Here is a 24,464-nt window from a genome sequence, read left to right as displayed (position 1 = left end):
GCACGGATCAGCGCGGCGGCCGTGGCGGTAGGCTGGCCCCATAGCCTCAACGACCAGCGCGTTGCGCGGGGTTGAGGCTGAGGATGTAATCGATGATCGCGTCCATCTCGTCCCGGTCGAGCCGGACGCTCGGCATTCGCCGGTGGTGGCTCTGCAGGAAAACGTCGAGGGCCATACCGGTGGTCGAGGGCATCGCGGCCACTGCCGTGAACGCCGGGCCGATGTCCCCACCCACCTGCGCGCCGTTGCCGATGACGTGGCATTGGCTGCAACTCTCCGCGGCCAGGGTCCAGCCCCGGATGCGATGGTTCTCGACCGGCGCGGCGACGGCGTGCCGGCCGACCGGGATGAGCAGGGCGGCGATGGCCAATCCCCACTGGAGGGAAACCATGAAGGTCATGCGTTCCTCGCCAGGTTCGAGCGGCATCGCATCATCGGACGGTGACCTGGGCGATGATGCAACCGGGGTCGATCAGGTCGCCTGCGGGCGCCATAATCGTCAGGTGCCCATCGGCCGACGAGACGATGTCGTGCAGCGCCTCGCCGATCCGCGCGGCGGCCAAGGCCTCCCCGACCCGCACCTTGGACCCGTCCTCGACGAGCCAGCGCTCCAGTATGCCCTCGGGCAGCATGCCCGTGGACCAAAGACCTTCCGATACGCGGATATCCGGCATGGCTTCCGCCTGTTCCTAACCTGCATCCTCCCCGGAATGGGGAAACGGCCAGGCATTTGACCGCATCGCGCCCTTGAGCGCCTTGACCTGGGTCAAAGCCCGCGGACGCATCCGATGCAATGGCTGGCCCGTACCCCCCAATGGAAGCGCGGCATGCTCATCGCCATGACGGCCAGCGTCATCCTCGTCGTCACCACGATCCTGGTGCTCTACGAGACGCTGCGCCTGACCTCCGAGCATCTCGCGGAGCTGCCGGTTCCGCCCCGGGTACGCATCCTCGGCGTGGTGCTGATGACCTTCGTCGGGCACACGGTCGCGGTGTGGATCTACGCGGGCGCCTACTGGCTCCTGGTGCTCTGGATCGGCGACGACGCCTTCGAGGGAACGCCCGTCAAGACCTTCCAAGACTGCCTGTACTTCTCGGTCGTCACCTACACGTCGCTGGGCTTCGGCGACCAGGTGCCCACGTCCCACACCCGCATGATCGCCGGCGTCGAGGCCCTCAACGGCCTACTCCTGATCGGCTGGTCCGCATCCTTCACCTACCTGGCGATGGAACGGTACTGGCCCCTGCATGGCAAGGACAATACGCACCGGGCGGCATCCGCTGCCGGGGACGTGGAGGCGGAACATGCCCGGAAACGCCTATTTCCCCCGATGGACACACCCTGAGCCATTCACCACCGATCCTCCTCCGCGATGCGGGACTCCGGAGAAGCCGTTCCACCGTGATGGGTCCCCACCCGTGGAAGGAGGCTTCGCACGGCGATATGGTTGCGGTCCCGCCTTCCTGCCGCATGGGCCAGTGACCTCAGGATGGTAGCTCGGTCCGTGGTTTGCCGATCTTCGCCGCGAGGCGCTCGATCTCGTCGAGGGCATCCTTCACCCGGCCCACCTGCGCACCCATCCTGCCGGCGTCGAGCCGGGCCAGGGCGTCCGAGTTCCACCAGATGCCGTCGTCGAACCCGCGTAGGAGCTCCTCCAGTCGTGCATGCTGAGCCTTCAGTGCGTCGATGGTTTTAGTGATGATCATGTCCGTAGCCCTACCGAGAGGATGTCGCTGCAATTTCCGGACGGTATGGACGACGCCGCACGGTTCCGGTTTGCGCTGGATCAAGGACCCGGCCCCATCGCATCGATAGAGGACGATGCCTGCGACGGCCGTCCGTCGCCGCCACTCCGCCAAGCTCGCGGACACCAAGAGCAGGCCCATGGCCGGACGTCCCGCTACCGCCCCCGCATCGGATGGAGGTCTTGCGACGCCCCCTGGGCCAATCGCGGCAGGAAAGGTGGAACTTCGAAACGACCTGTTGAGGCCAGGCTCGTCCTCGTCACCCACCGCCGTCGGCACCGAGCCGATGCGCGTATCGGATCGATTGTCGGACATCGCCGACGAGGTCATGGAGAGGGGCCGCGTGGGCGTCGTGAAGGCCGAGTTCTACTACAGGCACGGCAGGCGGCTCGCAGGGCTTTGAACGAAACGTTCCGCGGTCGCGACCGCCATGGCGGCAGCCGCGGTCGGATATGGGATCGGCTTTCTTCTCCATGGGTAGAGCCCGGTGGCGGGACCGACGCACGGCTCTGATCCGCCACCCCGAACCGACTCCGGTAGGCTGGCGAGGATCCGACCGCCGGTTTCGGTCGCGGCGGCGGGGGCACCGGGTCGTTCAGGCCGCCACTTGACCCCGGTCCCCTCGACGCGGTTCCGGAAGGCGAGCAACCGGCAGGAACACGATACCGTCGGGCCTGGAGTCGATCTCGGCTCGACCCTCGAGTTCGTCCGCCAAGGCCCGCTCTATCATGCGCGAGCCGAAGCCGCGCCGCATCGGCGGGTTGACCGGCGGACCGTCGAACTCCTGCCAGGTCAGGCGCAACGTCCGAGGTCCGGACCCGTCGACGATGTCCCAATCCAAGAGGATGCGGCCAACCTCATCCGTAAGCGCACCGTATTTCACCGCGTTGGTCGCGAGCTCGTGGAAGGCCATGGAGAAGGCCAGCGCCAACCGCGGCGTCAGCATCACCTCCGGGCCCCTGACCTTGATGCGTCGGTCTCCGTCGGCCCGGAACGGGACACCGGGGACACGAAGAGCCGGTTCCAGAACAGGCTCCCGTCCTTCCGGCGATTGAAAAGCTGGGCCTCGACCGGGGCGCGCCCCTCGATGGCGTCCCGGAGACGGGCGACCTCATCGGGGTCCGTATCCGTCTCCTGCAGGAACCGGCAGTTCCGCCCCATGACCTCTTCGCGCGAAAAGCCCGTCAGGGCGCAGAAGGCATCGTTGGCGAAGACGAAGGGGTTGTCGGGCTGGACGGGGTCGGTGATCACCATCGCCATCTGCGAGGCGCGCACCGCGGCGGCGAAGGGGTCGGCGCCATCCGCCGTGCTGGCCAGCTCGCCGACGATCCTGTCGTGCTCGCGACGCACGCCCAGTCCCTGGATGCCCAGTGACGTCTCGATGGCGTGGGCGCAAGAGGCCTCGTACTCGCACGGCGACGGCGGCCCCCTCGCCAGTTGACTCCGTATCGGCGGTCATCCGATCTCCGGCGGTGCGCCGCCCGGGATGCCCAGAGGCTCGTTCGAGGGCGGCATCTCATCGGGCCCGAAGTCAGGCACGCCCCGTGGCTCGGGAAGCGGGGTCTGATCGGGACGGGGCGGATGCGCCGGCGACGGGTCGGGAAAAGTCGGGTCAGGCCGGTCGGGGTAGGTCGGGTTCGCCATGGGGCTTCCTTGTCGCTATTGGCAGGTGAACCGACGCGCGTAGGCGTCAGCCCATGAAGTGCCAGGCCGCCTCGGACTTAGTCCTCCCCTCGTCGGCCGCCCCATCGGGCCGAAGGCCGACCTCGTCGATCCTGGCCTTCTCCGAGTGGTCGAGGGCGAGGTCCCGCTCCTTGGCGGCGGCGGCGTGCTCGCCCTTCGAAAGGTGCTTGGCTGAATGCCGGTAATGGGCGGCGGCCCGGTCGTGCTGGTGCGCCGCCTCGGCGCAGGTTCGTTCCAAATCGGTCTTCGCCATGGCCGGTCCTTCTCAAGGGGATGGGCGACGGAGAGCCCTACTCGGACGCTCCATCGCGCAGCGTGGGTGTCAGTTGGCCTGAACGGGCTTGATGGCGGCGCTCCAGTAAGCGTCCGCCTTCGCCGTCTGCTGGGCGAACGGCTCCGCCCTAACGAAGCGGCCCTCGGTTATCCGGGGAGCCTTGTCCATGTCGTCCTTGCTCGTCGCCAGGACGAGGATGTTCAGGTTCGGCGAGATCTTGAACCGGCCCCACGGCACCGCGACATGGCGCTCGCCCAACCCGAAGACCCCGCCGCGGGCGACGACGAGGTAGGCGATCTTGCCGTCCTCGGGACCCATGACGATGTCGTCGACGCTGCCGAGCGCGACGTTGTCGGGGGTCCGCACCTCGCTGCCGAGCAGGTCGTCGGACCGGTAGGCCGTGGTCCGCTCCGCCACCGGCTGCGCCAGGGAAAGCTCCTGCGTGCGGAACCCGAGGGCGTTCGCGACACGGAGGTCCCGGCCCTTCATGTCGGTCTTGTACTGGTCGTAGCTCTGTCGGATCTGGACCAGCACGTCCTCGCAGGGCTGCTGGCGTCCGTGGCGCGCTAGGATGTCGGCCGCCGAGAGGAGTACGCGGACCTCGTATCCGGGCCGGGCATACGCATAGGGCATCGCCGCGGGTGCCATACCCATTGCCATTCCGGCGCTCGCGCCGAACCAGTAGCCGCCGAGCGGATAGCCGTATCCGTATCCCGAGGCGCCGAGCCAGTATCCCTCGGTCTCCATCTGGGTGTTGAACGCCTTGAGGTGATCGAGGCAGGCCAGGGCCGGTTTCGAGTTCGACCACGTATCGGGCTTACCCTGCGGCTCCTCGGCGGCGCGGAGGGGAAGCGCCAGGGAAAGGGAAAGGATCGTCCCGAGGGCGATGGATCGAGCTGGCCGTTGCATGTCGAGGTTCCGGGATGGCGGGCGTCCAAAGGCTGTGCGCCCCGTCCATTCCCCTGGTCTGACCGTTCCGCCCCCTCATTACTTTGTCCTGGATCAAGGCCGACCCAAGTCGGTCCGTGCTTCCTTCCGTCCATCGAGCCCGAGGCTCAAGGAAGGATCGCCGACATGAACGTGGCCAGCATCATGGTCTCCGTGGATCTCGGTCCCGCCGCGGCGGACCGGATCCAGCTCGCGGCCTTCCTCGCCGGGCGGTTCGAGGCCGAGCTCATCGGCGTGGCGGCCCGCCAGGTATCGCCGCCGGCCTACTCGACCAGCGCCTACGCGGCCCTCCAGGTCACCGACGTCGAGGTGGCCCGGGCGGATGAGGACCTGGCGCAGGCGAAGCTCGTATTCCAGCGCAACGTCGAGGGCGTCGCCAGGACCGACTGGCGTTCGGACATAGCCGAACCCTCGACCTATCTCGCAAGGCAGGCCAGAGCCGCCGACGTGGTGGTGGTGGGTAGGTGGGGCGTTCCCGATCCCGAACCCGGCTTTCTGGGCGTGCTTCCCGGCCCCTTCGTCGTGGAGGCCGGACGTCCGGTCGTCGTCGCGCCGCCCGGGATCGAGTCGCTTCGCATCAGACGTGTCGTCGTCGCCTGGAAGGACACCCTGGAAGCGCGCCGCGCCGTCCTCCACAGCCTGCCGTTCCTCGAACGGTCGGACCAGATCCTCGTCGTCGCCGTCGGCCGGGAGGCGGAGGGCGACGGCATCGACGACGTGGCCAACTACCTCTCCCGGCACGGCCTGGCGGTCACGGCACATCGGCTTGGCAACGACGATGCGGGCGCGGGCGAGGCGATCCTGGGTTTCGTCGCACGCGAGGATGCGGACCTGCTCGTCATGGGCGCCTACGGACATTCCAGGCTGCGCGAATGGATGTTCGGTGGCGTCACCCGCGATGTCCTCCGGAACACTCCGGTTTGCTGCCTGATGAGCAATTGACCGTCCCCTGGCCGGCGAGAGCCGGCAGCGCATCACGACGGAGCCCCACATGATAGAACTGTTCGACCGCGATGGCCGGGAAGCCGCCTTCTGCCGCGACGGGCACTCCGTCTACCTTTGGGACGGAACCCCCGCGGCCTACATCACCGACGACGCCGTCTACGCCTATTCCGGCCGGCTCATCGGCTGGACAAGGGACGGCTGGATCTCCGACGAGGCAGGAGGGCGCCTCCTCTTCGAGTTCGATGCCGTCGGCGGCCCTGAGAAGCCGAGGCGCCAATCCAAGACCACGGCAGGACCGAGAGGCCCCAAACCGGCCAAGGGGACGCCTGAGCCCGCTTCGACCCGTCCAACCCCTTCGCCCGCCTGGTCAGACCGGTCCTTCGCCGAACTCGTCTGACTTCGGTGCCATCCGTACCGCACCGCGCGGCTCCGGTCGGAGTGACCGGGCCGGCGCGACCCGGGACCGCCTCCTATCCGACGCCATGCCTCCGTCACCTTTCCCATGGCCGCTTCCGAAGCGACCGGCGACGGGGACGGGACCCGATCCAAGGAACCCCACATGAGCCACAACCCACTCGCAGCCCGTGGAATGGCCCTGGAGGACCTCTTCTTCGCTCGGGAGGAAGCGGCCTCGCGGCGACGTGACGGCGTCCTGCTCAATGCGCAACGACTGAGGGATACCTTCGCGGAAGCATAGGGCATCGCCGACGATGCCCTCTTGCGCCGCTTGGCCGACCTGGGGATCGGACCGGATACGCTCGCGGCGCTCATGCTCGTGCCCGTCGTCGCCGTTGCGTGGGCCGATGGTGAGATGGACGACGAGGAACGCGGCTCGGTGCTTTCCGCCACCGCGGATGCCCGGCTCGACGTGGACGGGACCGGCTACCGGCTGCTTCAACGGTGGCTGTCAACGCGCCCGCCATCGGAGCTCTTCGAAGCATGGAAAGACTACGTCCGAGAGCTGTCGACCTCCATGCCCGTCGAAACGATGCGGTCGCTGGGGTCGGAGATCCTGGGGCGCATGCAGGGTGCCGCCGACGCGTCGGGGAGCTTCTTTGGCATCGGCCGGACGGCCTCGAGGGAAGAGGAAAACGTCATTGCCGAGGTCGAGCACGCCCTCGCGGATTGGCCCGCCATGCATGGACGCACACGCTTCCCCTCATGCATCACGCGCCCACGCCGCGAACGTCCTCCTCGTTCGTACCGGACGGCTGAAGCGCATGGCCGAGCGCCTGGATGCTCTCGGTGATGTGGGTCAACACCGTTCGTATCCTCGGCGTGTCACGATTGTCCTTATGGACCAGCAAAAGGATGTCGGCGTTGGGAGGCTCGGTCGGAACCTCGATCCTGGTGAGCCGTGCCTCCTCGTCGCCGCGGAACCGGGCCAGGCAGGCCAGCCCGCCGCCGTTGGCGGCCGCGAGCACGGCGGCCTCGTGGCTGCTCGTCTGCAGCACGACGCGGGACATCGGGGCCATCTCGGTCAGCCATGCCGACTGCGTCATCTCCTGGCTGTCCTCCATCTGCGTGATGAGGTGGTGGTCGGGGCAGCCGTCCTCGAAGTTCGGCTCGCCGCGTTCCGCGATGTAGGCGGAGGTTGCATAGAGGCCGAAGGCGATGCCGCCGATGCGCCGCACCACCAGATCGTGCTGCTCGGGCTGCCTCATACGCACGGACACGTCGGCCTCGCGCATCGCCAGGCTGAGCTCCCGCGGGTTCGGGATGAGCTCGATCATGATGTCGGGGTGCCTGGCGTGCAGGCTGGCGAAGCTCGGTGCCAGCAGGTGGGCGGCGATGGTCTCGGCGCAGGTCACCCGCACCAGCCCGCGCAGGCGTGTGTCCCGCCCGGTGACGTCCCGTTCCAGGGCCAGGGCCTCCGCCTCCAGGCTTTCGGCCTTCCTGCGCACCTCTTCGCCCGCCAAGGTCGGCACGTAGCCTTCGGGGGTCCGGTTCAGTAGGCGTACCGCGAGGGTCGCCTCCAGCGAGTTCAGGCGACGGCCGACCGTCGATTGCGAGACATGGAGCACCTTGGCGGCGGACGAGAGCGTGCCGTGGCGGGCGAGTGCGAGGAAAAATCTCAGATCGTCCCAGTCGAGCATTCGTCACCTTCGATCCAAATATGCATCTCCCCTCGGCGACTTTGGTTGCCGACTTCTGCACCGGAAAGCCTATGCTGGCTTCGATCAGACAACCGCCGCCGTAATGTTTCGTTCGATTGAGACGTTTCGCGCCGGCAATCGGCACGAGGTCCACTCCATGGCAAAACCGCCGACAAAATCCGACGGGGTGACGTCCCTGCCCGTCAAGGGAGATCAACTCGCCGCGGTGATCGCGAAGGGCAAGGCCGATCCGACCGCCGTCCGAACCCTACGCTGCCGCACGGTCGCGCAAGGTCGGCTGCACCAGCTGAACTACATCCGGAACCTGCCGCCACAGCCCGTGATGGAGGACGAGCCCGAGGGCCTGCTCGGCGAGGCCATGGCTCCCAATGCCTCCGAGGCCCTGCTCGCCGCCCTGGGCTCCTGCCTGTCCATCGGCATCCACGCCAACGCCCTGGGACAGGGCATCCCGATCCGCTCGCTCGAACTCCACGTCGAGGCCGACATCAACATGACCTCGGTCTGGGGCAGCGGTGACCTCCATCCCAAGACAATCGGGTTCGAAAGCATCCGCGTCTCCGTGAGCATCGACGCCGACGCATCGCGAAAGACCCTCGCCGCGCTCATCAAGCACACGGTGCTGTGGTCACCGGTGGCGAACACCCTGCACAACCCGGTCCATCTCGACGTCGCGCTCGCACCTACCGCCTCTGCCGCCGTCGCCTGAGCCAGGGCGGACATCATCACGCCCCGCAATCGGGGCAGGAAGCGCGGCCCATGGCGATCCTCGACCCCGAGCCGGACTCGTCGCACACCCTGAGGCAGCACGGGACGGTGATCCTCGACCGGCTCGTGGCCGAGGCGAAGACCGACACGGTCGCACTGGCCCTCGTCGAGGAGCGCCTCCTCTTCGCCCGGAAGGCCGGACGGATCGGATCGTGGACCCTCGATCTGGCGACGATGTCGCTCGCGGCCTCGCAGGGCTGCAAGGTGAACTTCGGTCGCGATCCCGGTTCCGCGTTCACCTACGAGGCGTGGATCGAAGCGATCCATCCCGAGGATCGGGAACGCATGCTGGGCGCGGTCGCCGCCGCCATCGCCGGACGGACCGACTACGACATCGAGTACCGCATCGCCTACCCCGGCGGTGAGGCCCACTGGATCCAGTCCCGCGGCCACGCATCGTACCACACGGACGGCACGCCGGAAGGCATCGCCGGCATCTCCCTCGACATCACCGACCGCAAACGGATCGAAGATCACCGCGACCTGCTGGCGAAGGAACTGGCACACCGGGTCAAGAACACCCTCGCGACGGTGCAGTCGATCATCCGCCACACCCTCCGGACGTCCACCGACCTGAAGGAGGCCGAAGCCACGCTGGATGCCCGCATCATGGCTCTGGCGGGGGCCCACGACGTGCTCATCCGCGACACCTGCGAGGGCGCCACCCTCGGCGAGGTCGTCGCCGTTGCGTTGCGTCCTTTCGGGGCCGAGCAGGCGGGTCGCTTCACATGCGGCGGACCGACCGTACACCTGACCTCCCGGGTCGCCCTGGCCTTCGCGATGGCGCTGCACGAGCTTGCCACCAACGCCGTCAAGTACGGTGCGCTGTCCACGGACTCCGGAAGTGTCCTGCTGAGGTGGGACATCCTTGACGGGATCGGCTCCGACCGGTTCCGCTTCCGTTGGCAGGAGATCGGCGGTCCCACCGTGGTTCCGCCGACCCGGACGGGCTTCGGGTCCCGGATGATCGAGCGAGCCCTGGCGGTGGAGACCGGCGGTGCCGCCGAGATCGAGTACGACCCTGCCGGCATCCTCTTCACGGCCATGGCGCCACTCAACGGGATCTCGGGGGGAGGCTTACCGTTACACATGTCCCCTCGGCCGTAATCCGAAGCAAATCTGCATTCCCGGTCACCGATTTTGCTTCCGTTCGTCGGCGTGGTTCGCACGTTATCCTTTTGTGGAGACATCCGTCTTCGGGCCGGGACCTTGAGGTGACCATGTTCGAAGCCGAGGCCTACTCCGTCCTCGCCAAGTCGGTCACGACCGTTCGTGACCGGGCCGGTCATGGTCGTGACTGGGACGACGTCACGGTCCAGTTGGCCGCCGGGGTCCTGCAGCGCGCATTCAAGCTCGACGACGGCGTACGCGATGCCTTCCGCGACCTGGCCCGCCATGCGGAGCGCATCGAGGCGACCGAGCGCTGGCGCGGTCTCTGACGCTTTTCCCCGGCCGAGCCATGAGGCCGTACCGAACAGGAAGGACAGACCCATGTCGATCCATTCGCTTCCCGTCGGACCACGCATTCCGATCCCGCCATCCTTCCTGTTCGATGGCATCGGCAAGCCTCGCCTCGTCAGCCTTTCCGCGGCCCTGCCGTTGGCCGAACGCGACACGCTGGAGCCGTTGAGCCGACGCGTCTCGCTCGACCAGAAGGAGACGCTGTTCGGACAGGACGAGCCGGCCTGCTCGGTCTTCAACGTCACCTCCGGCGCCCTGCGCCTGTACCGCATCCTCCCGGACGGACGCCGGCAGGTCACCGGCTTCGCCTTCCCTGGCGACTTCATCGGTCTGTCGCTCCTCGACCGGTTCGCCGTGTCCGCGGACGCGCTCGGGCCCGTGACCGCATGCCGGTTCGAGCGGCTCGCGTTCCGGCGCCTGCTCTGCGAGAACCCGGGCCTGATGATGCACCTGCACGAGATCACTGGGCAGGAGCTGTCCCGGGCCAAGGACATGATGATGCTTCTCGGCCGGCGCACCGCCGACGAGAAGGTCGCCACGTTCCTGATGGGGCTCCGGGACCGCTACGTGCGGATCGGGCTGTCCCCGATCACCCTGGAACTGCCGATGGGCCGCCTCGACATCGCCGACCACCTCGGGCTGACCATCGAGACCGTGAGCCGGACCCTGTCGCGGCTCGACAAGGACGGCTGCATCCTCATCGTTCCGGGCGGGGTACGCCTTGTCGACCACAACCGCCTCGACCGGATGTCGGCCCACTGAGGTTCGGGGCCGCCGTGTACCGGTACACCTCCCGGCCGCTGTCCATGATGGCGACCGCCGAAGGGACGACACCCCCGGTCGCCCTTGCCGCGCCGAACCATGCCCGCGCTTCCTGCCGAGCCGGCCGTAGTTCGGATGAGTCGAGGAAGTAGGCAGGTTCACCGGCCCGCCGCTCGGGGTCCGCCCCACCGTACAGAAGCTCCGTCGAGAACGTCATGTAAGGCCCCCCTCACCGCGACGGCGGACGGACCGGCGGACGCTTGATGTCCCCCCACCGGGATTTCCCGTCATATCCGGCACGTCCCTTCATGCTCCCCGTCGCGGCCGGCTCCTGCCGCCTGATCTCGCTCGGCACGACATCCCGGGACAGCGGCATGTTCGGTCCGTTGGAACGGGCCTGGCGACCGAGGTCGGAGGCCGCCTGGACCGAGGTTGCGGCCCCAAGCATCCCAAGCACCACGAGCGTCGTCATCAATCGGGTCATCCGTGTCCGTCCCTTCGCCGCAAGGCCCGATGCGAGCGGGCCAGGTTCGTGATGAACCATGCTCCGGGTCCCCGCGTCCGGCTTTGCGCTGGATCAAGGACTCCTGCGGGACCGGGATTAGGGTCCGTCGCACGCAGAACGAGGGACGCATCCATGCCGGCACTCCGGAACATCAAGAACGTGATCGTGGGCCTGACCGAGGAAGGTCAGCAGGGCGAGACGAGCGATGCCATCGGCTACGGCCTGTCGCTTTCGGTCGCCGCCGGGGCGCACCTCACCGTGCGGGCGGCCTCGCGGCGGCTCGTCATGAACAGCGCCCTCGCCGGTGGGTTCGGGCGGGCTCTCATCTCCGACGAGAACGGACGGACCGCAGGCCTGAGCCAGGCGGTGGCCGAGAAGGTTCGTGGCGACGCCGCCAGCGCCGGCGTCGCATGCACGGTGGAGAGCCCGCAACTGACGCATCCGGACATCCTTGCAACGTTCGCGGCCAAGGCTCGCCTGCACGACCTCACCATCCTCGATGCCGAGGAACGCACCATCGACCTCGACCGCGAGCTGATCGAGGCGTCCCTGTTCAACAGCGGTCGCCCCGTCATCGTGGTCCCCACCGGCCACAACACCTTCTCGGGACGACGCATCGTCATCGCCTGGGACGGCGGGGCCCATGCGGCCCGAGCCGTGAACGACGCGCTCCCGTTCCTGCTGGCGGCCGACGCCGTCGAGATCATCTCGGTCGTCGGTGAGAAAGAGCTTTCGAGGTCGGTCGCGGGCGCCGAGCTCGCTCCGCACCTGGCCCGCCACGGCATCGCCGTGACCGTGGACGACCTGCCGGTGCGTCCGGATGGCGACGTCGCCGAGACCCTCCGTGACGCGGCCAGCCGCTACCGTGCGGACATGATGGTCATGGGCGCCTACCGGCACGGCCCCATCCGGCAGTGGCTCTTCGGCGGGCTCACGCAGTCGCTGATGGCAGCGTGCCCGATCCCGCTCTTCCTCGCGCACTGAGCGCGAGCGAACCCAGTCGACCAACCACAAGGAAATCCATGAAACCGAATCTCAGGCACTTCGCCGTCGCGGCGGCCCTCGTGCTGTCCGCCCTCGCCATGCCGGTGTCGGCAGATGCCCAGGGCCTGCCGGGCGGCATGCGTCGCGGCGCGGCCGAAGGCGACCGCGTCGGCGGCCCCATCGGGGGCATTGTCGGCGGCGCGGTGGGCGGCGCGGTCGGCACCGTCAACGGTGCTCTCGGAATCGACCCGGGCCGTCGCGGCTACCGCAGCGGCATGCGCACGCGTCGCCACTACCACCATCGCGCCTACCGTCACCGTAACCACGACCGCCGCCACCGCTAGGCGCGTGCGCCCCCCCCCTCAGTCCCAGACCCCGGAGAACATCATGACCATGGACAAGACCTTGCAGACCAACGTCCTCGCCGAACTCGGCTGGGAGCCGAGCGTCACCGCCGCGCATATCGGCGTGACCGCCAAGGACGGCGTCGTGACCCTTACGGGGCACGTGCAGAACTACATGGAGAAACATGCCGCCGAAAAGGCCGCCGGCCGGGTCAAGGGCGTCCGCGCCGTCGCCGAGGAGATCGAGGTCCGCCTTCCCCTCCATACCCGGAAGAACGACGACGAGATCGCCATCGCCGTGGTCCAGCGCCTGGACTGGAACGTCTCCGTTCCCGACGAGGCGGTGAAGGTGAAGGTCGAGAAGGGTTGGGTCACCCTCACCGGCGAGGTCGAGTGGCAGTACCAGAAGGCGGCCGCAGAGCACGACATCCGCGGGATGCTCGGCGTCGTCGGCATCATGAACCACGTCACCATCAAGCCGCGCCCGAACGCGGCCACCATCGGCGCCGACATCACCGAGGCGCTGCATCGTAGCTGGTACGACCCGAAGACCATCAACGTCAGCACCGATGGCGGCGTCGTCCACCTGACCGGCACCGTTCACACTTGGTACGACCGCCAGACGGCCGGCTGGACGGCCTGGGGCGCTCCCGGCGCCACCACCGTCGAGAACGACATCCGCGTCGTCTGAACGGACCTTCCGCACGGCCGCACCGGGCAGTCCGCCCGGTGCGGAATCCGACAGGAAACCCTTCCGATGATCAACGCATCCATCCACGGTCATGACCGGACCATCCTCGGCCGGATCTTCCACCATCCGACCAGCAACAACCTGGAATGGCGCGAGGTCGTGGCCTTCATCGGGCGGATCGGCAGCACGGAGGAGAAACGCGACGACAAGTGGGGCTTCACCCTGGCCGGCCGGACGGCGACCTTCCTCCGTCCGCGGGACAAGGACATGGATCCGCGCGAGGTCGAGCGCCTGCGCCACCTGATGCAGGATGCCGGCCTCTCGCCCTACTCGACCGAGATCCTCGAAGCTTCGCCCCCGGCAACGGCTGAGATCGATGCCCTCATCGTCGTCGACCATCACGAGGCGCGGATCTACCGCCTCGATCCCGAGACCGTCGGCGGCGAGACCGAGACCACGCTGCGCCCCTACGACCCGAAGGGCTACATCCATCATCTCTCGCACGAGGAGGACGGCAACTACCGCGGCCAGCGCGCGCCTGAGGACCTCGGCTACTACGACCGCATCGTGGCCGCCGTCGCGAACGCGCCTCGGGTCGCCATCGTCGGGCACGGCACCGGCAAGGCCAGTGCGATGGCCGTCCTTTCGGAGCGACTGCACGAGCGTCATCCGGGAACCGAGATCCGCGTCGTCGCGACCGCGACCGTCGACCTGTCGGCGAGCACCGACGGTCAGTTGCTCGCGCTAGGGCGCGAGATGCTGGCCCGGGACGGCCGGTGATGAACGCTCGCGTCTCCATCGCGGATACCGGTGACGTGACGCTCGCGGAAGCGACCGCGGCCGTCGGGCGTGCCGTTGCCGAGGCCCAGCGTCTCGGAACCTCCGTGAGCGTCGCCGTCGGTGGCAACCAGGGCCGCCTCGTCGCCTTCTCGAAGATGGACGGCGCGGGCTGCATGACCGCGCGCGGGGCCATCGGGAAGGCCGTTGCCTCGGCCGTCTCGGGCAAGGCGAGCGAGGTCATGCCACCGCCGGGTGATGACCTCTACGGCTCGGTCGTCGAAGGCGAGGGGACGGCCGCCTTTCACGAGCTTGGCGGCCTTTCCTTGAGACGGCACGGCGCGCTCATCGGCGCCATTGGGGTGTATGGGGATGCGTCCCGCGATCAGGACCTCAACTGCGCGAATGCCGGAGGCGCCGCCTTCGGGTGATGCCGCCGCGCGGCGCGTGCCTGGTCGAGCGGCCTGTATGCAGGGCCGCCGTCGCCGAGGCTCAACCCCGATCAGCCATCACGACGGACGGATGCCCGCGACCTTGAAGGTCCGTATCGTGTCGTCCTCACCGATCGAGACGTACTCGCCCTCAACGAAACGGTGGCTGCCCAGCCGGTAGCCCAATGCGTCGTCTTCGGTCGTCCTATCGTCGTAGTCGATCAGCCAGGTCCCCCCGCCGAACCCGCCCTGCCGATGAACCAGGCGCCCGTCGCGGTTCGGCTCGCCGAGCCGGAACCGGCGGACGCGGCAACGATCCCGCTCCTTACGCCAGAGTTCGGGATCGAGATGCCCATCCGGACCGAGGGGCGCGTCGATCTCGTAGCCATGGTCGACGCTTCCCTCGGGGAAGTCCGGTCAGCGGGCGAGGGTCAGGGTGACGTGGGGCAACATGAGGATCTCCATCTTGTCGAGCTTGCCTGCTTGCATGGTCAGGCCACCACGTGGACCGGTCGTCCCGTCCGCTCGAACGCGTCGATGTTGGCAACGGTGGTCTCGGCGATGGCGGTCATCGCCTCGAACGTGAAGAACCCCTGGTGCCCGGTCACGAGCACGTTCGAGAACATCAGCAGGCGCTCGAAGACGTCGTCCCGGATCACCACGTCGGACTTGTCTTCGAAGAAGAGCTCCTCCTCCTCCTCGTAGACGTCGAGGCCGAGATGGCCGATCCGCCCCTCGTTCAACCCGGCAACGACCGCCTTCGTATCGACGATAGCGCCCCGGCTCGTGTTGATCAGCATCACGCCGCTCTTCATCACGCCGATGGCGGCCGCATCGATGAGGTGGTGCGTCTCCGGCGTCAGGGGGCAGTGCAGGGAGATGATGTCCGAGGTGGCGAGCAGGTCCTGCAGCGGGCGGTAGATGACGCCCATGGCCTCGCAGGTCCGGGTCGGCTTCACGTCGTATCCCAGCACCTTGCATCCGAAGCCCAGCATGATCCTGGCGACGCCCTGGCCGATCCGGCCGGTCCCCACGATTCCCACCGTTCGGCCGTGCAAATTAAACCCGAGCAGACCGTCGAGGGCGAAGTTGCCGTCCCGGACACGGGCGTAAGCGCGGTGGATGTGCCGGTCGAGCGACAGCATCAGAGCCACCGCGTGTTCCGAGACGGCCTCGGGCGAATAGGCCGGAACCCGGGCGACGAGGATGCCGTGCCGCTTGGCGGCGGCGAGGTCCACGTTGTTGAAGCCCGCCGACCGCAGGACGACGAGGCGCACCCCGAGCCCCGCGAAGGTGTCGAGGGCGGCGGCGTCGACCGCGTCATTGACGAAGGCACAGACCACCTTTGCCTTGCCGGCAAGGATCGCCGTCGTCGGGTCGAGCCGCGCGTCGATGTAGGTTAGGGCATGGCGTCCCGCGACCGCCGCGTCGAGGAAGCGCCGGTCGTACGGCTTGGTGCTGAAGACCGCGACATCCATGTGGTCATCCTTGAGCGTGAGGGCGTTCCGGGAGAAGGCATCTGCGTCGGGGCCGCTCAGGCCGGCGCCAGGGTCGGGACGAAGGGCTTCGTCCCGCCCTTCGCGAGGGGGCCCTGCTCGGCCGTGCCGGTCTCCCGGAGGAACAGGGCGAGGACCAGGGCCAGGACGACGCCGCCCACCAGGGGCAGGAAGGCGGTCTGGAAATCCGCCAGGGTCAACGGAACGCCCTGCCTCGGCAGCATCAGATGCGAGATGAAGGGCGACATGATCCCCGTCGTGACGAAGACGAGGAAGTTCATCACGCCGGCCGCCGTCCCCTTCACCTGTGCCGGGTTGGTCTCCTTCATCATCGAGAAGGGGATCATCGCCGCCCCGGAGGCGATGCCGAGGACCAGGGCCACCGAGTAGCGCGGCAGCGTGCTCACCGGGACGTAGATGGCGGTCAGGCCCGCCGCAAGCATCAGCAGGGCGCCGCCGAGCAGCACCGGTTTGCGACGGCCGATCTTGTCCGACATGTACCCGAGCAGGGGGCATCCGATGACCCAGCCAATCGGCACCATGGCGGCGTCCGACGCGGCGTCGGCCATCGACAGGTTCTCACCGGCATGGAGGAACGACGTGGCCCAGACCAGGGCGCCGATGGTGGTGGGCAGGAACAGGAGCCCGCCGACGATGCCGGCGAGCCAGCTCTGCGAATTGCTGAGGATGACCTTGAACGGGCGGAGCAGGCCGGAGAGCGAGAGCTCCGCGTGGTGGCTCGGGCTGTCGCCGGTCTCGCGCGGCATCACGAACCAGGTAACAAGGGCGAGCGCGAACCCCATGGCGGCGAAGGCGACCCACACGTGCTGCCAGGGGACGTTGAACCCGCCGGCCGGGTCGATGGCCATGTGGACGGGCTTTGAACCGAAGGCCGCGCCGGCCATGCCGAGGCATTGCGTGAGGCCGATGAACAGCGCCAGCATGCGGGTTGGCAGGTACCGGGCCGCCACGTAGGACGAGCCGACGAAGGCGAAGATCGCACCGGTCGCCTGCAGGACGAAGCCGACCATCCCGGCGGCCTCGCTCCCCTGTGCGAAGATCAAGCAGCCAAGGCCGACGACGGCGATGCCGTACGGGATGGTCCGATGCGCGCCGTACCGGTCCAACAGCACCCCGGCGACCAGGGCCATCACCGCGTAGGCCACGTAATAGGCCGAGATCATCGTGCCGATGTGGTTGGCGCCCCAGGCCGAGGTCAGTTCCGCCTGCATTACCCCGGGCGCCGAACGCACCGCATACTGGAAGAAGTAGAAGACCGCGCACAGCAGCCATGAGAGGATGAACAGGAGCTTGAGTTCGGCCGGCGGCGATGGATCGGATCGTCCACTCGCAGGTGGAGCCGCCAGTGGGCCTTTTGGATCGCCCGTGGCGATTGCCGCATCCACCATCTCAAGATCTTCCAGCGTTCGAGGTCGGCCGCGGTTTCGTGATGCCCGCACGGAACGCAAGGTCATCGGTGTCCTTCCGCGACACCGGGAGCCCCCGATTAGGGGACGCGTCCCGCGAGGGACCGGGGGGACGGGAAGACCCTAGATCGGGGCTTGGGACGACGCTTTGCGCTGGATCAAGGATACCGCCCGCCTGCCCACCCTAAGCTCGTTCCTTGCCGGCACCTCCATGGGCGGACCTCGCTCGCGACCGTGATCGGCCCACGTGGAGCGGGTGACATGGGCGGGAATCAACGTAGGTCCCCGGGGGCCGGGAACGACGTCGGGGGCATGCTCGACGGCATCTCGGCCGTACTGGGGGCGCTCGTCGTCCTGACGCCCTTCCTCTTCATCCACACGGGGAACTTCCCCGCCATGCTGAGCGCGACCGGATGCGGTCTCGCCGTCATGGGCCTGGCCTTCCTTAACGGGCCCGAGCCGGAGCCGGGGACACGATTGGGATCGGGCGTACTGGGCGCGTGGGTGGCGGTCTCACCCTGGTTCCTGCAACGCGCCCTTGTGCCACCGGACGCCGTCATCGCCTCGCCGCTGGCGGAGCCGGACGTCTCGATGACGGTCGTCTTCGGTCTTGCAATCGTGGTGACCGCCGGGCTCGACATCATGCGAACGGTCGTGGAATCCTAACTCTCGAATTCTCAGGATCGAAGCGATCCCGTCGCCCCGGATACCGCCTCCGTGACGCCGTTCCGCGGAGTGGCGCAGCGAGAAGCACCGACCCAAGACCGCTTTTCCCCAATCGGCGGCGAGTAGAGCCGTCGGACACCTCGTCCGTCTCAGGAAGCAAGCTCGGTGATCTTCCGAGAGGCCTCACGAACCCCGTCGGCGATCCGGTCCTGGACGTGGTCCGGCTCCCGGCGGATCGCCACGGCGAGATGACCGAGCGTCCGGCGCATGCCGCTCATCCGGTCGACGAGATCGAGGATGAGGACGATGCCTTCCTCGTTCACGCCGAAGTCCCTTTCGAGATCCTGGATGAGTTGCGCCCGGCCGAGATCGATCTCGCGAAAGGTCATGCGCCCCTCGGTCTCGTCCGGAATGACCCAGCCGGTGTCGATCCACGCGTGCAGGACATCGGTTTCCACGCCGGCGCGGACCTGAAACTCACGCATCTCCATCATAGCGTCTCCTCGGCTTGCCGGGTCTCATGAGGCTTTGTGGTCCCCCACCGGGTTACGAAATCCTGCAACTCCGCATCCGGCTCGGCCGGCAGGGTCAATCGCAGGGTGACGTACTCGTCGCCGGAGGTACCGCCACGGACCATGCCCTTGCCCTTCAGGCGGAGCACGCCGCCGGCGTTGCTCCACTTCGGAACGGTCATGGAAACCGGGCCGGACGGGGTCGGCACGCTGACCCTGCCGCCGAGGACGGCATCGCGAAGCGACAAGGGCAGGTCGATGTGGATGTCGTCCCCCTTGAGCTTGAAGAGCGAGTGAGGACGGACCTCGACCTCGATCAGGGCGTCGCCTGGCAGCCCTTTCCCGATGCCGGATCCGCCCTTGCCGCGCAGGCGCAGCGTTTGCCCCGTCCGCGTTCCGGGCGGGATCGTGACGTCGAGGGCTTGGCTGTCCGGGAGGGTGAGCGTGCGCTTGCCGCCGTTGAACGCCTCCAGGAAGTCGAGCTCCAGCCGGTAGCGGGCATCCGCACCGGCACGGTTGGGGTCGGCACGCCCGGCGCGACCGAACATCTGCGCGAAGATGTCCTCGCCGCCGAAATCCCCAAACCCTTGTTCGCCACCATAGGGGTGGCCCGCATCGCGTTCTGCCTGCTCGCGATAGTACGGCTGCCGCGGGCGCTCGCTTCCGGACGCGTCGATCTCGCCACGGTCGAACTGGGCGCGCTTGGCGGGGTCGTTTAGCAGGTCGTAGGCGGTCGCCACCGCCTTGAAGCCTTCCTCGGCCTTTTTGTTGCCGGGGTTCAGGTCGGGATGCAGCTGCTTGGCGAGCTTCCGGTAGGCCGTGCGCAGGTCCGCCGCGGAGACGTCCCGCGTCACGCCGAGCACCTTGTACGGATCTTCGCTCAATGCGCATTCCTCCAAGTCGGGATGGTCGCGGGGCCGATAATGGCGGTGTCGCCGCTACGCGCCGACACGAGATCGCACCCTGGCGACAACCACGCGCGCCGGTCGCAACAGGCGGTCGTAGAGGGTGAAACCGTCCTCCATGACGTCGATGACGGTTCCAGGCGTCTGGGTCGCATCCTCGACCTCCTGCATCGCCTCGTGCGCCTTCGGATCGAAGCGCATGCCAAGGGCCGGTATCCGGCGGATGCCGAAGCGTTCGAGTGCGGAGGTCAGCATCCGTTCGGTCGCCCCGACGCCTTCGAGCAAGGACGCATGGGCCGTCGGCCCGGCACCCGCGCCCGTGGCCGTGGCCGCCGCAACGGCCCTGTGCAGGTTATCGGTGACGGGCAGGAGCTCGCGCGCCAGATCCTGGACGGCGAACTTCCTGGCGTCCTCGATGCCGCGCTCGCCGCGTCGCCGAACGTTCTCGGTTTCGGCGAGCGCCCGCATCAAGCGGTCCTGAAGGGAGGCGTTCTCGGCCTGGAGGGCCGCGAGATCCGCGACCTCCCCGTCAGGGGGCATGGTGTCGTTCATGCTTTCGGTCATTGAACAGTCCTCCTCTGACAATGGACCACTCAGGCCGCCGGCCTGTGGCGGGTGCCGTCGCCCGGGGCGTCCTGGAACTCCGCATCGACGATCTCCGGATCGGCGGACGGGCCCTTGGTCGTTGGTCCGCTCTCGCCCAGGCGCGAGGCAGCCTGGCTCAGGCGTTCGGTGGCCGTCCTGATACGCGCGAGGTCACCGGCCTGGATCGCCTCCCTCGCCGCTCTAAGGCTGGTTTCGACTTCGGCCTTCACGTCGGCGGGAACGTTGCCCCCCGCCTCCTTGAGGCTCTTCTCGGTCGTGTAGATCGCGACGTCTGCATGATTGCCGGCCTCGACCAGCTCCTTGCGCACCTTGTCGGCGCCCGCATGGGTCTCGGCCTCGCGAACGAGGCGCCGGATCGCCGCCTCGTCGAGACCGCCCGAGGCCTCGATGCGGATGGTCTGCTCCTTCCCGCTGGCCTTGTCCTTGGCCGAGACGTTGACGATGCCGTTGGCGTCGATGTCGAAGGTCACCTCGATCTGCGGCTGGCCCCGCGGCGCCGGCGGGATGCCGACGAGGTCGAACTGGCCGAGCATCTTGTTGTCGGCGGCCATCTCGCGCTCGCCCTGGAACACCCGGATGGTCACCGCCGGCTGGGCGTCGGCCGCGGTGGAGAAGGTCTGGCTTCGCTTCGTCGGGATCGTGGTGTTGCGCTCGATCAGGCGGGTCAGCACGCCGCCCAGGGTCTCGATGCCGAGGGAAAGCGGGGTGACGTCCAGCAGCAGCACGTCGCTGACGTCGCCCTGGAGCACGCCGGCCTGGATCGCCGCTCCGATGGCCACGACCTCGTCCGGGTTCACGCCCTTGTGCGGCTCCCGCCCGAACAGGGCCTGCACGGTCTCCTGCACCTTCGGCATCCGGGTCTGGCCGCCGACGAGGACCACCTCGTCGATCTGCGACACGTCGAGGTTCGCGTCCTTGAAGGCCGCCTTACACGGCCCCGCCGTCCGCTCGACGAGGTCGGCGACCAGGGCTTCGAGCTTGGCGCGGCTGAGCTTGATCGCGAGGTGCTTCGGCCCGGTCTGGTCAGCCGTCACGAAGGGTAGGTTGACCTCGGTCTGGTTGGCGGAGGACAGCTCGATCTTGGCCTTCTCGGCGGCGTCCTTGAGGCGCTGCAGGGCGAGGCGGTCCTTGCGCAGGTCGATGCCGTTCTCCTTGCGGAACTCGTCCACGAGGTAGTCGACGATGCGGTTGTCGAAGTCCTCGCCGCCGAGGAAGGTGTCGCCGTTCGTCGACTTCACCTCGAACACGCCGTCGCCGATCTCAAGGAACGAGACGTCGAAGGTGCCGCCGCCAAGGTCGTAGACGCCGACCTTGCCGTTGCCCTTCTTGTCGAGACCGTAGGCCAGCGCCGCGGCCGTGGGCTCGTTGATCATCCGGAGCACCTCCAGGCCGGCGATGCGGCCGGCGTCCTTGGTGGCCTGGCGCTGCGCGTCGTTGAAGTAGGCCGGCACGGTGATGACGGCCTTGGTCACCTTCTCGCCGAGGAACGCCTCCGCGGTCTCCTTCATCTTCGTCAGGATGTAGGCGCTGATCTGGCTCGGGCTGTAGGTCTTGCCCTTCACCTCGACCCAGGCGTCGCCGTTGGGGCCGGGCACGATCTTGTAGCCGACCATGGCTTTGTCCTTCTCGGTCAGCGGATCGTCGTAGCGACGGCCGATCAGGCGCTTGATCGCCGAAATGGTGTTCTCGGGGTTGGTGATGCTCTGGCGCTTGGCCGGCTGCCCGACGAGGACCTCGCCGCTTTCCGTGAAGGCGACGATGGACGGCGTGGTCCGCGCGCCCTCCGCGTTCTCGATGACCTGCGCCTTCGCCCCGTCGAGGACGGCGACGCAGGAATTGGTGGTGCCGAGGTCGATGCCGATGGCCTTGGACATGGTGATCTCCGTGATGTGTCCGGTGAGGATTGTGGTCGCCTGCGTGCATCGCCGGCGGCGTCGATGGTCGTGACGGGTCAGGTTCGAGGAGTGGTCGGCGGAATGCCTGGGCCAGGCCGTCGAGGCGTGCGATCCGGTGGGACGTGGCCGGCGCTCTTGATGACCGGAGCCATGTGCGGGACGCGGCTTGTCGTGCGAGGTCCCGTCAGGCCTGCTCCGCCATCGTCATCTCAGGTCTCGCGTTGGAACTCGTCTATGGCCGTCCTTGGCGCGGGCCTTTTCATGATCGACCTTTCGGTATGGTCGGGGGCGAGAGAACGCCGCGATGGCGCTTAGCGCGGCGGAGCCGAACCGCCGCCGGCCGACCCGGGCGCAGTGGCCTCTGGACCGGAAGGAATGGCCACGGTCCCGGTCGTGTCGGGAACGGTCTGGCGACAACTGCAATCGACGATCAGACCGCCGGGCTCGGCCCCGGTCTTCGGATCCGCCGGAGCGGCCGCATCCGGCACCGTATTGCGGCAGGTGCAGTCCAGGGCCTCGACCCGGGCAGGCGGCGTGTCCTTTACGGTGCCGGGATTGTTCGCGATGTTCACGTCGTCGTTCGGGAGGGTGACCTGGGCGGAGCCCGCGCCGGTCATCGCCACGGCGAACGCGACGGAGAGGAGCAGAACGAAAAGACGCATCGGAGGTGACCTTCGTCCGATGTCGCGCCCCAGGCTCGAACACATCGCAGAAGGTCTATGCGCGCCAGCGCAAGCGGCGGCTTTGTCTTGGATCAAAGACGCAAAAGGCTCGGAGAATAGTCTCAGCGTGCGCTTCGATATCGGAGCCTTTTGTCCTCGATCTAGCGGCGCCGCGATGCCGGCGCGGCGAGGACACGCTCGAAGGCGAGACACCGCATGGCCCATGCCGACCCCACCAGCCGCCCCGCCCGGAAAGCCTTTCTCGTCGGGGGCGGCATCGCCTCCCTTGCCGCGGCGGCCTTCCTGATCCGCGACGGCGACATGCCCGGATGCAACATTACCGTGATCGAGGAGACCGGCATCCTCGGCGGCAGCCTCGACGGATCGGGCGACTCGACGGAGGGCTACGTCCTTCGGGGCGGACGTATGCTGGAGAGCAAATACCTCTGCACCTTCGACCTGTTCGCCTCGATCCCGACGCTCGATGGTACCCAGACGGTGACCCAGGAGACCTTCGCTTGGAACGAGACCATGAGGACCTCGTCGAAGGCGCGCCTCGTCAGCGACGGGGAACGGCTGACGGCCCCTCGGTTCGGGCTGAGCGAGGGACACATCCTCACCATCGAGCGCCTCGCCCTTCTGCCGGAATCCGTGCTCGGCAAAACCACTATCGCCGAGCAGTTCGACCCGTCGTTCTTCAAGACGAACTTCTGGTTCATGTGGTGCACGACCTTCGCCTTCCAGCCCTGGCACGGGGCGGTCGAGTTCAGGCGCTACCTCGTGCGGTTCGCCCACATGGTCTCGGGCTTCAACCGCCTGCACGGCATCATGCGGACGGTGTACAATCAGTACGATTCTATGGTCCTGCCACTGCGCAAGTGGCTCGACGAGCGCGGCGTCGTTTTCGCGTTCGACACCCGGGTGACCGACCTGGGGCTCGTCGGACAGGAGGGCGCGAAGAGCGTCTCGCGCATCCTCACCGACCATCACGGGAAGTCGGGCGAGATCCGGGTCCGTGAAGGCGACCTGGTGCTGGTGACCCTGGGCTCGATGACCGAAGGCTCGACGATGGGCGGCATGGACAGCGTCCCCGCCCTCAAGGGCAAGACGGACGGCGGTGCCTGGACGCTCTGGGAGAACCTCGCGACGGACCGCCCCGCATTCGGACGCCCCGAGGTTTTCACCGACCACATCGACCAATCCAAGTGGGTCTCCTTCACCACCACCCTGCATGACCCGACGTTCCTGCGCTTGGTCCGCGACTTCACCGGCAACGTCCCCGGCGAAGGTGGCCTCGTCACCTTCCCGCACTCGAACTGGCTGGCCTCCATCGTCGTCCCGTTCCAGCCGCACTTCATCGGCCAGCCGAAGGATGTTGGGGTGTTCTGGGGCTACGGCCTCGCGGTCGACGTGCCCGGCAACTTCGTCGGCAAGCCGATGTCGGTCTGCACCGGGCGGGAGATCATGACCGAGATCCTCGGCCACCTGCGCATCGAGGCGGAGGCGGCCGGCATCATCGACAAGGCCATCTGCATCCCCTGCATGATGCCGTTCATCACCAGCCAGTTCCTGCCGCGCGAGCCCGGCGACCGGCCGCAGGTGATCCCGAAGGGTACGACGAACCTCGGCCTCATGGGCCAGTTCTGCGAGTTGCCCGACGACGTGGTGTTCACGGTCGAATATTCGATCCGCTCCGCCCAGGCGGCGGTCTACGGCCTCCTCGGCCTCGAACGCGAGCCGCCGGCAGTCTACCAGGGCAAGTTCGATCCCCGCGTCCTGTTCAAGGCTTACCGGGCGCTGCACGACCTGCAGGATGCCTGACGTCCGAAGGCGGTTTGGCGCTCCCGTCGGGGGCGCCCAAA

Annotated in this window: 31 protein-coding genes and 1 pseudogene; 16 read left to right on the top strand and 16 right to left on the bottom strand. The window is 67.7% G+C overall.

Features of this window, described 5'->3' with window-relative positions; all coding sequences use genetic code 11:
• Positions 1-46: 46 nt before the first annotated feature.
• Entirely contained in the window at positions 47-427 is a 381-nt protein-coding gene (locus K368_RS0111125) for a cytochrome c (RefSeq protein ID WP_245259563.1), read from the bottom strand.
• Between the two features lie 4 nt (positions 428-431).
• Complete coding sequence (locus tag K368_RS0111120) at positions 432-674, bottom strand: biotin/lipoyl-containing protein (RefSeq protein WP_027172472.1); 243 nt, start codon at positions 672-674, stop codon at positions 432-434.
• Between the two features lie 114 nt (positions 675-788).
• Between K368_RS0111120 and K368_RS0111115 the strand changes: the two genes are divergently transcribed.
• Positions 789-1,346 (top strand): potassium channel family protein, encoded by a 558-nt coding sequence (locus tag K368_RS0111115; RefSeq protein WP_245259562.1) that lies wholly within the window; start codon positions 789-791, stop codon positions 1,344-1,346.
• A gap of 139 nt (positions 1,347-1,485) precedes the next feature.
• Here the strand turns inward: K368_RS0111115 and K368_RS26580 are convergent, their stop codons facing one another.
• Positions 1,486-1,707, bottom strand: a complete 222-nt coding sequence (locus tag K368_RS26580; protein ID WP_155935091.1) for a hypothetical protein — start codon at positions 1,705-1,707, stop codon at positions 1,486-1,488.
• Positions 1,708-1,984: 277 nt separating this feature from the next.
• Here K368_RS26580 and K368_RS26575 point away from each other — a divergent pair, with 277 nt between their 5' ends.
• The gene (locus K368_RS26575; RefSeq protein ID WP_210164103.1) at positions 1,985-2,149 is read left to right on the top strand and encodes a hypothetical protein; all 165 of its coding nucleotides are present in this window, start codon (positions 1,985-1,987) and stop codon (positions 2,147-2,149) included.
• Positions 2,150-2,341: 192 nt separating this feature from the next.
• Here the strand turns inward: K368_RS26575 and K368_RS27665 are convergent, their stop codons facing one another.
• The 4 genes from K368_RS27665 to K368_RS0111085 form a co-directional block, all read right to left on the bottom strand.
• Positions 2,342-2,677 carry a sensor histidine kinase gene (locus K368_RS27665; RefSeq protein WP_348625531.1) on the bottom strand — a complete coding sequence of 112 codons (336 nt, stop codon included), beginning with the start codon at positions 2,675-2,677 and terminating at the stop codon, positions 2,342-2,344.
• Between the two features lie 14 nt (positions 2,678-2,691).
• Positions 2,692-3,096, bottom strand: a complete 405-nt coding sequence (locus K368_RS27660; RefSeq protein WP_027172469.1) for a PAS sensor domain-containing protein — start codon at positions 3,094-3,096, stop codon at positions 2,692-2,694.
• 340 nt (positions 3,097-3,436) lie between these two features.
• On the bottom strand, positions 3,437-3,682 hold the full coding sequence (locus tag K368_RS0111090) for a hypothetical protein (RefSeq protein WP_027172468.1): 246 nt from the start codon (positions 3,680-3,682) through the stop codon (positions 3,437-3,439).
• A gap of 69 nt (positions 3,683-3,751) precedes the next feature.
• Complete coding sequence (locus K368_RS0111085; RefSeq protein ID WP_027172467.1) at positions 3,752-4,612, bottom strand: PRC-barrel domain-containing protein; 861 nt, start codon at positions 4,610-4,612, stop codon at positions 3,752-3,754.
• Positions 4,613-4,777: 165 nt separating this feature from the next.
• On the opposite strand from K368_RS0111085, the gene K368_RS0111080 reads away from it, so the two are divergent.
• From K368_RS0111080 to K368_RS26570, 3 genes are all read left to right on the top strand, one after another.
• The gene (locus K368_RS0111080) at positions 4,778-5,593 is read left to right on the top strand and encodes a universal stress protein (RefSeq protein WP_027172466.1); all 816 of its coding nucleotides are present in this window, start codon (positions 4,778-4,780) and stop codon (positions 5,591-5,593) included.
• A gap of 49 nt (positions 5,594-5,642) precedes the next feature.
• Positions 5,643-5,993 (top strand): 4-fold beta flower protein, encoded by a 351-nt coding sequence (locus K368_RS25565; RefSeq protein WP_027172465.1) that lies wholly within the window; start codon positions 5,643-5,645, stop codon positions 5,991-5,993.
• A 162-nt stretch (positions 5,994-6,155) separates the two neighbouring features.
• Positions 6,156-6,293: a hypothetical protein gene (locus K368_RS26570; protein ID WP_155935087.1), complete on the top strand. Its 138-nt coding sequence runs from the start codon at positions 6,156-6,158 to the stop codon at positions 6,291-6,293.
• A 469-nt stretch (positions 6,294-6,762) separates the two neighbouring features.
• Here K368_RS26570 and K368_RS24435 read toward each other — a convergent pair whose 3' ends face one another.
• The gene (locus tag K368_RS24435) at positions 6,763-7,692 is read right to left on the bottom strand and encodes a LysR family transcriptional regulator (protein WP_051439845.1); all 930 of its coding nucleotides are present in this window, start codon (positions 7,690-7,692) and stop codon (positions 6,763-6,765) included.
• A gap of 157 nt (positions 7,693-7,849) precedes the next feature.
• Between K368_RS24435 and K368_RS0111055 the strand changes: the two genes are divergently transcribed.
• The 9 genes from K368_RS0111055 to K368_RS0111010 all read left to right on the top strand — a co-directional run bounded on the left by K368_RS0111055 (position 7,850) and on the right by K368_RS0111010 (position 14,433).
• Positions 7,850-8,419: an OsmC family protein gene (locus K368_RS0111055; RefSeq protein ID WP_027172462.1), complete on the top strand. Its 570-nt coding sequence runs from the start codon at positions 7,850-7,852 to the stop codon at positions 8,417-8,419.
• Positions 8,420-8,469: 50 nt separating this feature from the next.
• Positions 8,470-9,585 carry a sensor histidine kinase gene (locus tag K368_RS24430; protein WP_051439844.1) on the top strand — a complete coding sequence of 372 codons (1,116 nt, stop codon included), beginning with the start codon at positions 8,470-8,472 and terminating at the stop codon, positions 9,583-9,585.
• A 113-nt stretch (positions 9,586-9,698) separates the two neighbouring features.
• Positions 9,699-9,917, top strand: a complete 219-nt coding sequence (locus K368_RS0111045; RefSeq protein WP_027172461.1) for a hypothetical protein — start codon at positions 9,699-9,701, stop codon at positions 9,915-9,917.
• 52 nt (positions 9,918-9,969) lie between these two features.
• Entirely contained in the window at positions 9,970-10,701 is a 732-nt protein-coding gene (locus tag K368_RS24425) for a cyclic nucleotide-binding domain-containing protein (protein WP_081739550.1), read from the top strand.
• A gap of 637 nt (positions 10,702-11,338) precedes the next feature.
• Positions 11,339-12,190 carry a universal stress protein gene (locus tag K368_RS0111030; RefSeq protein ID WP_027172460.1) on the top strand — a complete coding sequence of 284 codons (852 nt, stop codon included), beginning with the start codon at positions 11,339-11,341 and terminating at the stop codon, positions 12,188-12,190.
• Between the two features lie 38 nt (positions 12,191-12,228).
• Entirely contained in the window at positions 12,229-12,534 is a 306-nt protein-coding gene (locus tag K368_RS0111025; RefSeq protein ID WP_027172459.1) for a hypothetical protein, read from the top strand.
• Between the two features lie 43 nt (positions 12,535-12,577).
• Complete coding sequence (locus K368_RS0111020; protein ID WP_027172458.1) at positions 12,578-13,225, top strand: BON domain-containing protein; 648 nt, start codon at positions 12,578-12,580, stop codon at positions 13,223-13,225.
• 66 nt (positions 13,226-13,291) lie between these two features.
• Complete coding sequence (locus tag K368_RS0111015; RefSeq protein WP_027172457.1) at positions 13,292-14,005, top strand: hypothetical protein; 714 nt, start codon at positions 13,292-13,294, stop codon at positions 14,003-14,005.
• The gene (locus K368_RS0111010; protein WP_036266202.1) at positions 14,005-14,433 is read left to right on the top strand and encodes a heme-binding protein; all 429 of its coding nucleotides are present in this window, start codon (positions 14,005-14,007) and stop codon (positions 14,431-14,433) included. The genes K368_RS0111015 and K368_RS0111010 overlap by 1 nt, the downstream gene beginning before the upstream one ends.
• Before the next feature lie 78 nt (positions 14,434-14,511).
• Here K368_RS0111010 and K368_RS27330 read toward each other — a convergent pair.
• From K368_RS27330 to K368_RS24410, 3 genes and pseudogenes are all read right to left on the bottom strand, one after another.
• Positions 14,512-14,886: pseudogene (locus K368_RS27330) on the bottom strand (hypothetical protein).
• 38 nt (positions 14,887-14,924) lie between these two features.
• A complete protein-coding gene (locus K368_RS0111000) occupies positions 14,925-15,911 on the bottom strand; it encodes a 2-hydroxyacid dehydrogenase (protein ID WP_027172455.1) in 987 nt (328 codons plus the stop codon).
• A 56-nt stretch (positions 15,912-15,967) separates the two neighbouring features.
• Positions 15,968-17,338 (bottom strand): MFS transporter, encoded by a 1,371-nt coding sequence (locus tag K368_RS24410; protein ID WP_081739549.1) that lies wholly within the window; start codon positions 17,336-17,338, stop codon positions 15,968-15,970.
• Positions 17,339-17,668: 330 nt separating this feature from the next.
• Between K368_RS24410 and K368_RS0110990 the strand changes: the two genes are divergently transcribed.
• Positions 17,669-18,022 (top strand): hypothetical protein, encoded by a 354-nt coding sequence (locus K368_RS0110990; RefSeq protein WP_027172454.1) that lies wholly within the window; start codon positions 17,669-17,671, stop codon positions 18,020-18,022.
• A gap of 149 nt (positions 18,023-18,171) precedes the next feature.
• Here the strand turns inward: K368_RS0110990 and K368_RS0110985 are convergent, their stop codons facing one another.
• The 5 genes from K368_RS0110985 to K368_RS0110965 form a co-directional block, all read right to left on the bottom strand.
• Positions 18,172-18,507, bottom strand: coding sequence for a chaperone modulator CbpM (locus K368_RS0110985; protein ID WP_197031009.1), 336 nt, complete (start codon positions 18,505-18,507; stop codon positions 18,172-18,174).
• Positions 18,508-18,512: 5 nt separating this feature from the next.
• Positions 18,513-19,418 (bottom strand): J domain-containing protein, encoded by a 906-nt coding sequence (locus tag K368_RS0110980; protein ID WP_027172452.1) that lies wholly within the window; start codon positions 19,416-19,418, stop codon positions 18,513-18,515.
• 54 nt (positions 19,419-19,472) lie between these two features.
• Entirely contained in the window at positions 19,473-20,003 is a 531-nt protein-coding gene (locus tag K368_RS0110975; protein ID WP_027172451.1) for a nucleotide exchange factor GrpE, read from the bottom strand.
• Between the two features lie 29 nt (positions 20,004-20,032).
• Positions 20,033-21,919: a molecular chaperone DnaK gene (dnaK, locus tag K368_RS24405; protein ID WP_051439843.1), complete on the bottom strand. Its 1,887-nt coding sequence runs from the start codon at positions 21,917-21,919 to the stop codon at positions 20,033-20,035.
• Positions 21,920-22,251: 332 nt separating this feature from the next.
• Positions 22,252-22,602: a hypothetical protein gene (locus K368_RS0110965; protein WP_027172450.1), complete on the bottom strand. Its 351-nt coding sequence runs from the start codon at positions 22,600-22,602 to the stop codon at positions 22,252-22,254.
• 216 nt (positions 22,603-22,818) lie between these two features.
• On the opposite strand from K368_RS0110965, the gene K368_RS0110960 reads away from it, so the two are divergent.
• A complete protein-coding gene (locus K368_RS0110960) occupies positions 22,819-24,423 on the top strand; it encodes an oleate hydratase (RefSeq protein WP_027172449.1) in 1,605 nt (534 codons plus the stop codon).
• The last annotated feature ends 41 nt before the right edge of the window (positions 24,424-24,464 follow it).

The sequence above is a fragment of the Methylobacterium sp. 10 genome (assembly GCF_000519085.1).
GTDB lineage: Bacteria > Pseudomonadota > Alphaproteobacteria > Rhizobiales > Beijerinckiaceae > Methylobacterium.
Note: the sequence above shows the minus strand (reverse complement) of the source record. Positions and strands in the feature narration are given on the sequence as shown.

Excerpts from the sequence above, each read along its gene's own strand:
- K368_RS0111125 (WP_245259563.1), bottom strand. The coding sequence starts at position 427 with ATGCCGCTCGAACCTGGCGAGGAACGCATGACCTTCATGGTTTCCCTC.
- K368_RS0111120 (WP_027172472.1), bottom strand. The coding sequence starts at position 674 with ATGCCGGATATCCGCGTATCGGAAGGTCTTTGGTCCACGGGCATGCTG.
- K368_RS0111115 (WP_245259562.1), top strand. The coding sequence starts at position 789 with ATGCAATGGCTGGCCCGTACCCCCCAATGGAAGCGCGGCATGCTCATC.
- K368_RS26580 (WP_155935091.1), bottom strand. The coding sequence starts at position 1,707 with ATGATCATCACTAAAACCATCGACGCACTGAAGGCTCAGCATGCACGA.
- K368_RS0111090 (WP_027172468.1), bottom strand. The coding sequence starts at position 3,682 with ATGGCGAAGACCGATTTGGAACGAACCTGCGCCGAGGCGGCGCACCAG.
- K368_RS0111085 (WP_027172467.1), bottom strand. The coding sequence starts at position 4,612 with ATGCAACGGCCAGCTCGATCCATCGCCCTCGGGACGATCCTTTCCCTT.
- K368_RS0111080 (WP_027172466.1), top strand. The coding sequence starts at position 4,778 with ATGAACGTGGCCAGCATCATGGTCTCCGTGGATCTCGGTCCCGCCGCG.
- K368_RS25565 (WP_027172465.1), top strand. The coding sequence starts at position 5,643 with ATGATAGAACTGTTCGACCGCGATGGCCGGGAAGCCGCCTTCTGCCGC.
- K368_RS26570 (WP_155935087.1), top strand. The coding sequence starts at position 6,156 with ATGAGCCACAACCCACTCGCAGCCCGTGGAATGGCCCTGGAGGACCTC.
- K368_RS24435 (WP_051439845.1), bottom strand. The coding sequence starts at position 7,692 with ATGCTCGACTGGGACGATCTGAGATTTTTCCTCGCACTCGCCCGCCAC.
- K368_RS0111055 (WP_027172462.1), top strand. The coding sequence starts at position 7,850 with ATGGCAAAACCGCCGACAAAATCCGACGGGGTGACGTCCCTGCCCGTC.
- K368_RS24430 (WP_051439844.1), top strand. The coding sequence starts at position 8,470 with ATGGCGATCCTCGACCCCGAGCCGGACTCGTCGCACACCCTGAGGCAG.
- K368_RS0111045 (WP_027172461.1), top strand. The coding sequence starts at position 9,699 with ATGTTCGAAGCCGAGGCCTACTCCGTCCTCGCCAAGTCGGTCACGACC.
- K368_RS24425 (WP_081739550.1), top strand. The coding sequence starts at position 9,970 with ATGTCGATCCATTCGCTTCCCGTCGGACCACGCATTCCGATCCCGCCA.
- K368_RS0111030 (WP_027172460.1), top strand. The coding sequence starts at position 11,339 with ATGCCGGCACTCCGGAACATCAAGAACGTGATCGTGGGCCTGACCGAG.
- K368_RS0111025 (WP_027172459.1), top strand. The coding sequence starts at position 12,229 with ATGAAACCGAATCTCAGGCACTTCGCCGTCGCGGCGGCCCTCGTGCTG.
- K368_RS0111020 (WP_027172458.1), top strand. The coding sequence starts at position 12,578 with ATGACCATGGACAAGACCTTGCAGACCAACGTCCTCGCCGAACTCGGC.
- K368_RS0111015 (WP_027172457.1), top strand. The coding sequence starts at position 13,292 with ATGATCAACGCATCCATCCACGGTCATGACCGGACCATCCTCGGCCGG.
- K368_RS0111010 (WP_036266202.1), top strand. The coding sequence starts at position 14,005 with ATGAACGCTCGCGTCTCCATCGCGGATACCGGTGACGTGACGCTCGCG.
- K368_RS0111000 (WP_027172455.1), bottom strand. The coding sequence starts at position 15,911 with ATGGATGTCGCGGTCTTCAGCACCAAGCCGTACGACCGGCGCTTCCTC.
- K368_RS24410 (WP_081739549.1), bottom strand. The coding sequence starts at position 17,338 with ATGGTGGATGCGGCAATCGCCACGGGCGATCCAAAAGGCCCACTGGCG.
- K368_RS0110990 (WP_027172454.1), top strand. The coding sequence starts at position 17,669 with ATGCTCGACGGCATCTCGGCCGTACTGGGGGCGCTCGTCGTCCTGACG.
- K368_RS0110985 (WP_197031009.1), bottom strand. The coding sequence starts at position 18,507 with ATGCGTGAGTTTCAGGTCCGCGCCGGCGTGGAAACCGATGTCCTGCAC.
- K368_RS0110975 (WP_027172451.1), bottom strand. The coding sequence starts at position 20,003 with ATGACCGAAAGCATGAACGACACCATGCCCCCTGACGGGGAGGTCGCG.
- dnaK (WP_051439843.1), bottom strand. The coding sequence starts at position 21,919 with ATGTCCAAGGCCATCGGCATCGACCTCGGCACCACCAATTCCTGCGTC.
- K368_RS0110965 (WP_027172450.1), bottom strand. The coding sequence starts at position 22,602 with ATGCGTCTTTTCGTTCTGCTCCTCTCCGTCGCGTTCGCCGTGGCGATG.
- K368_RS0110960 (WP_027172449.1), top strand. The coding sequence starts at position 22,819 with ATGGCCCATGCCGACCCCACCAGCCGCCCCGCCCGGAAAGCCTTTCTC.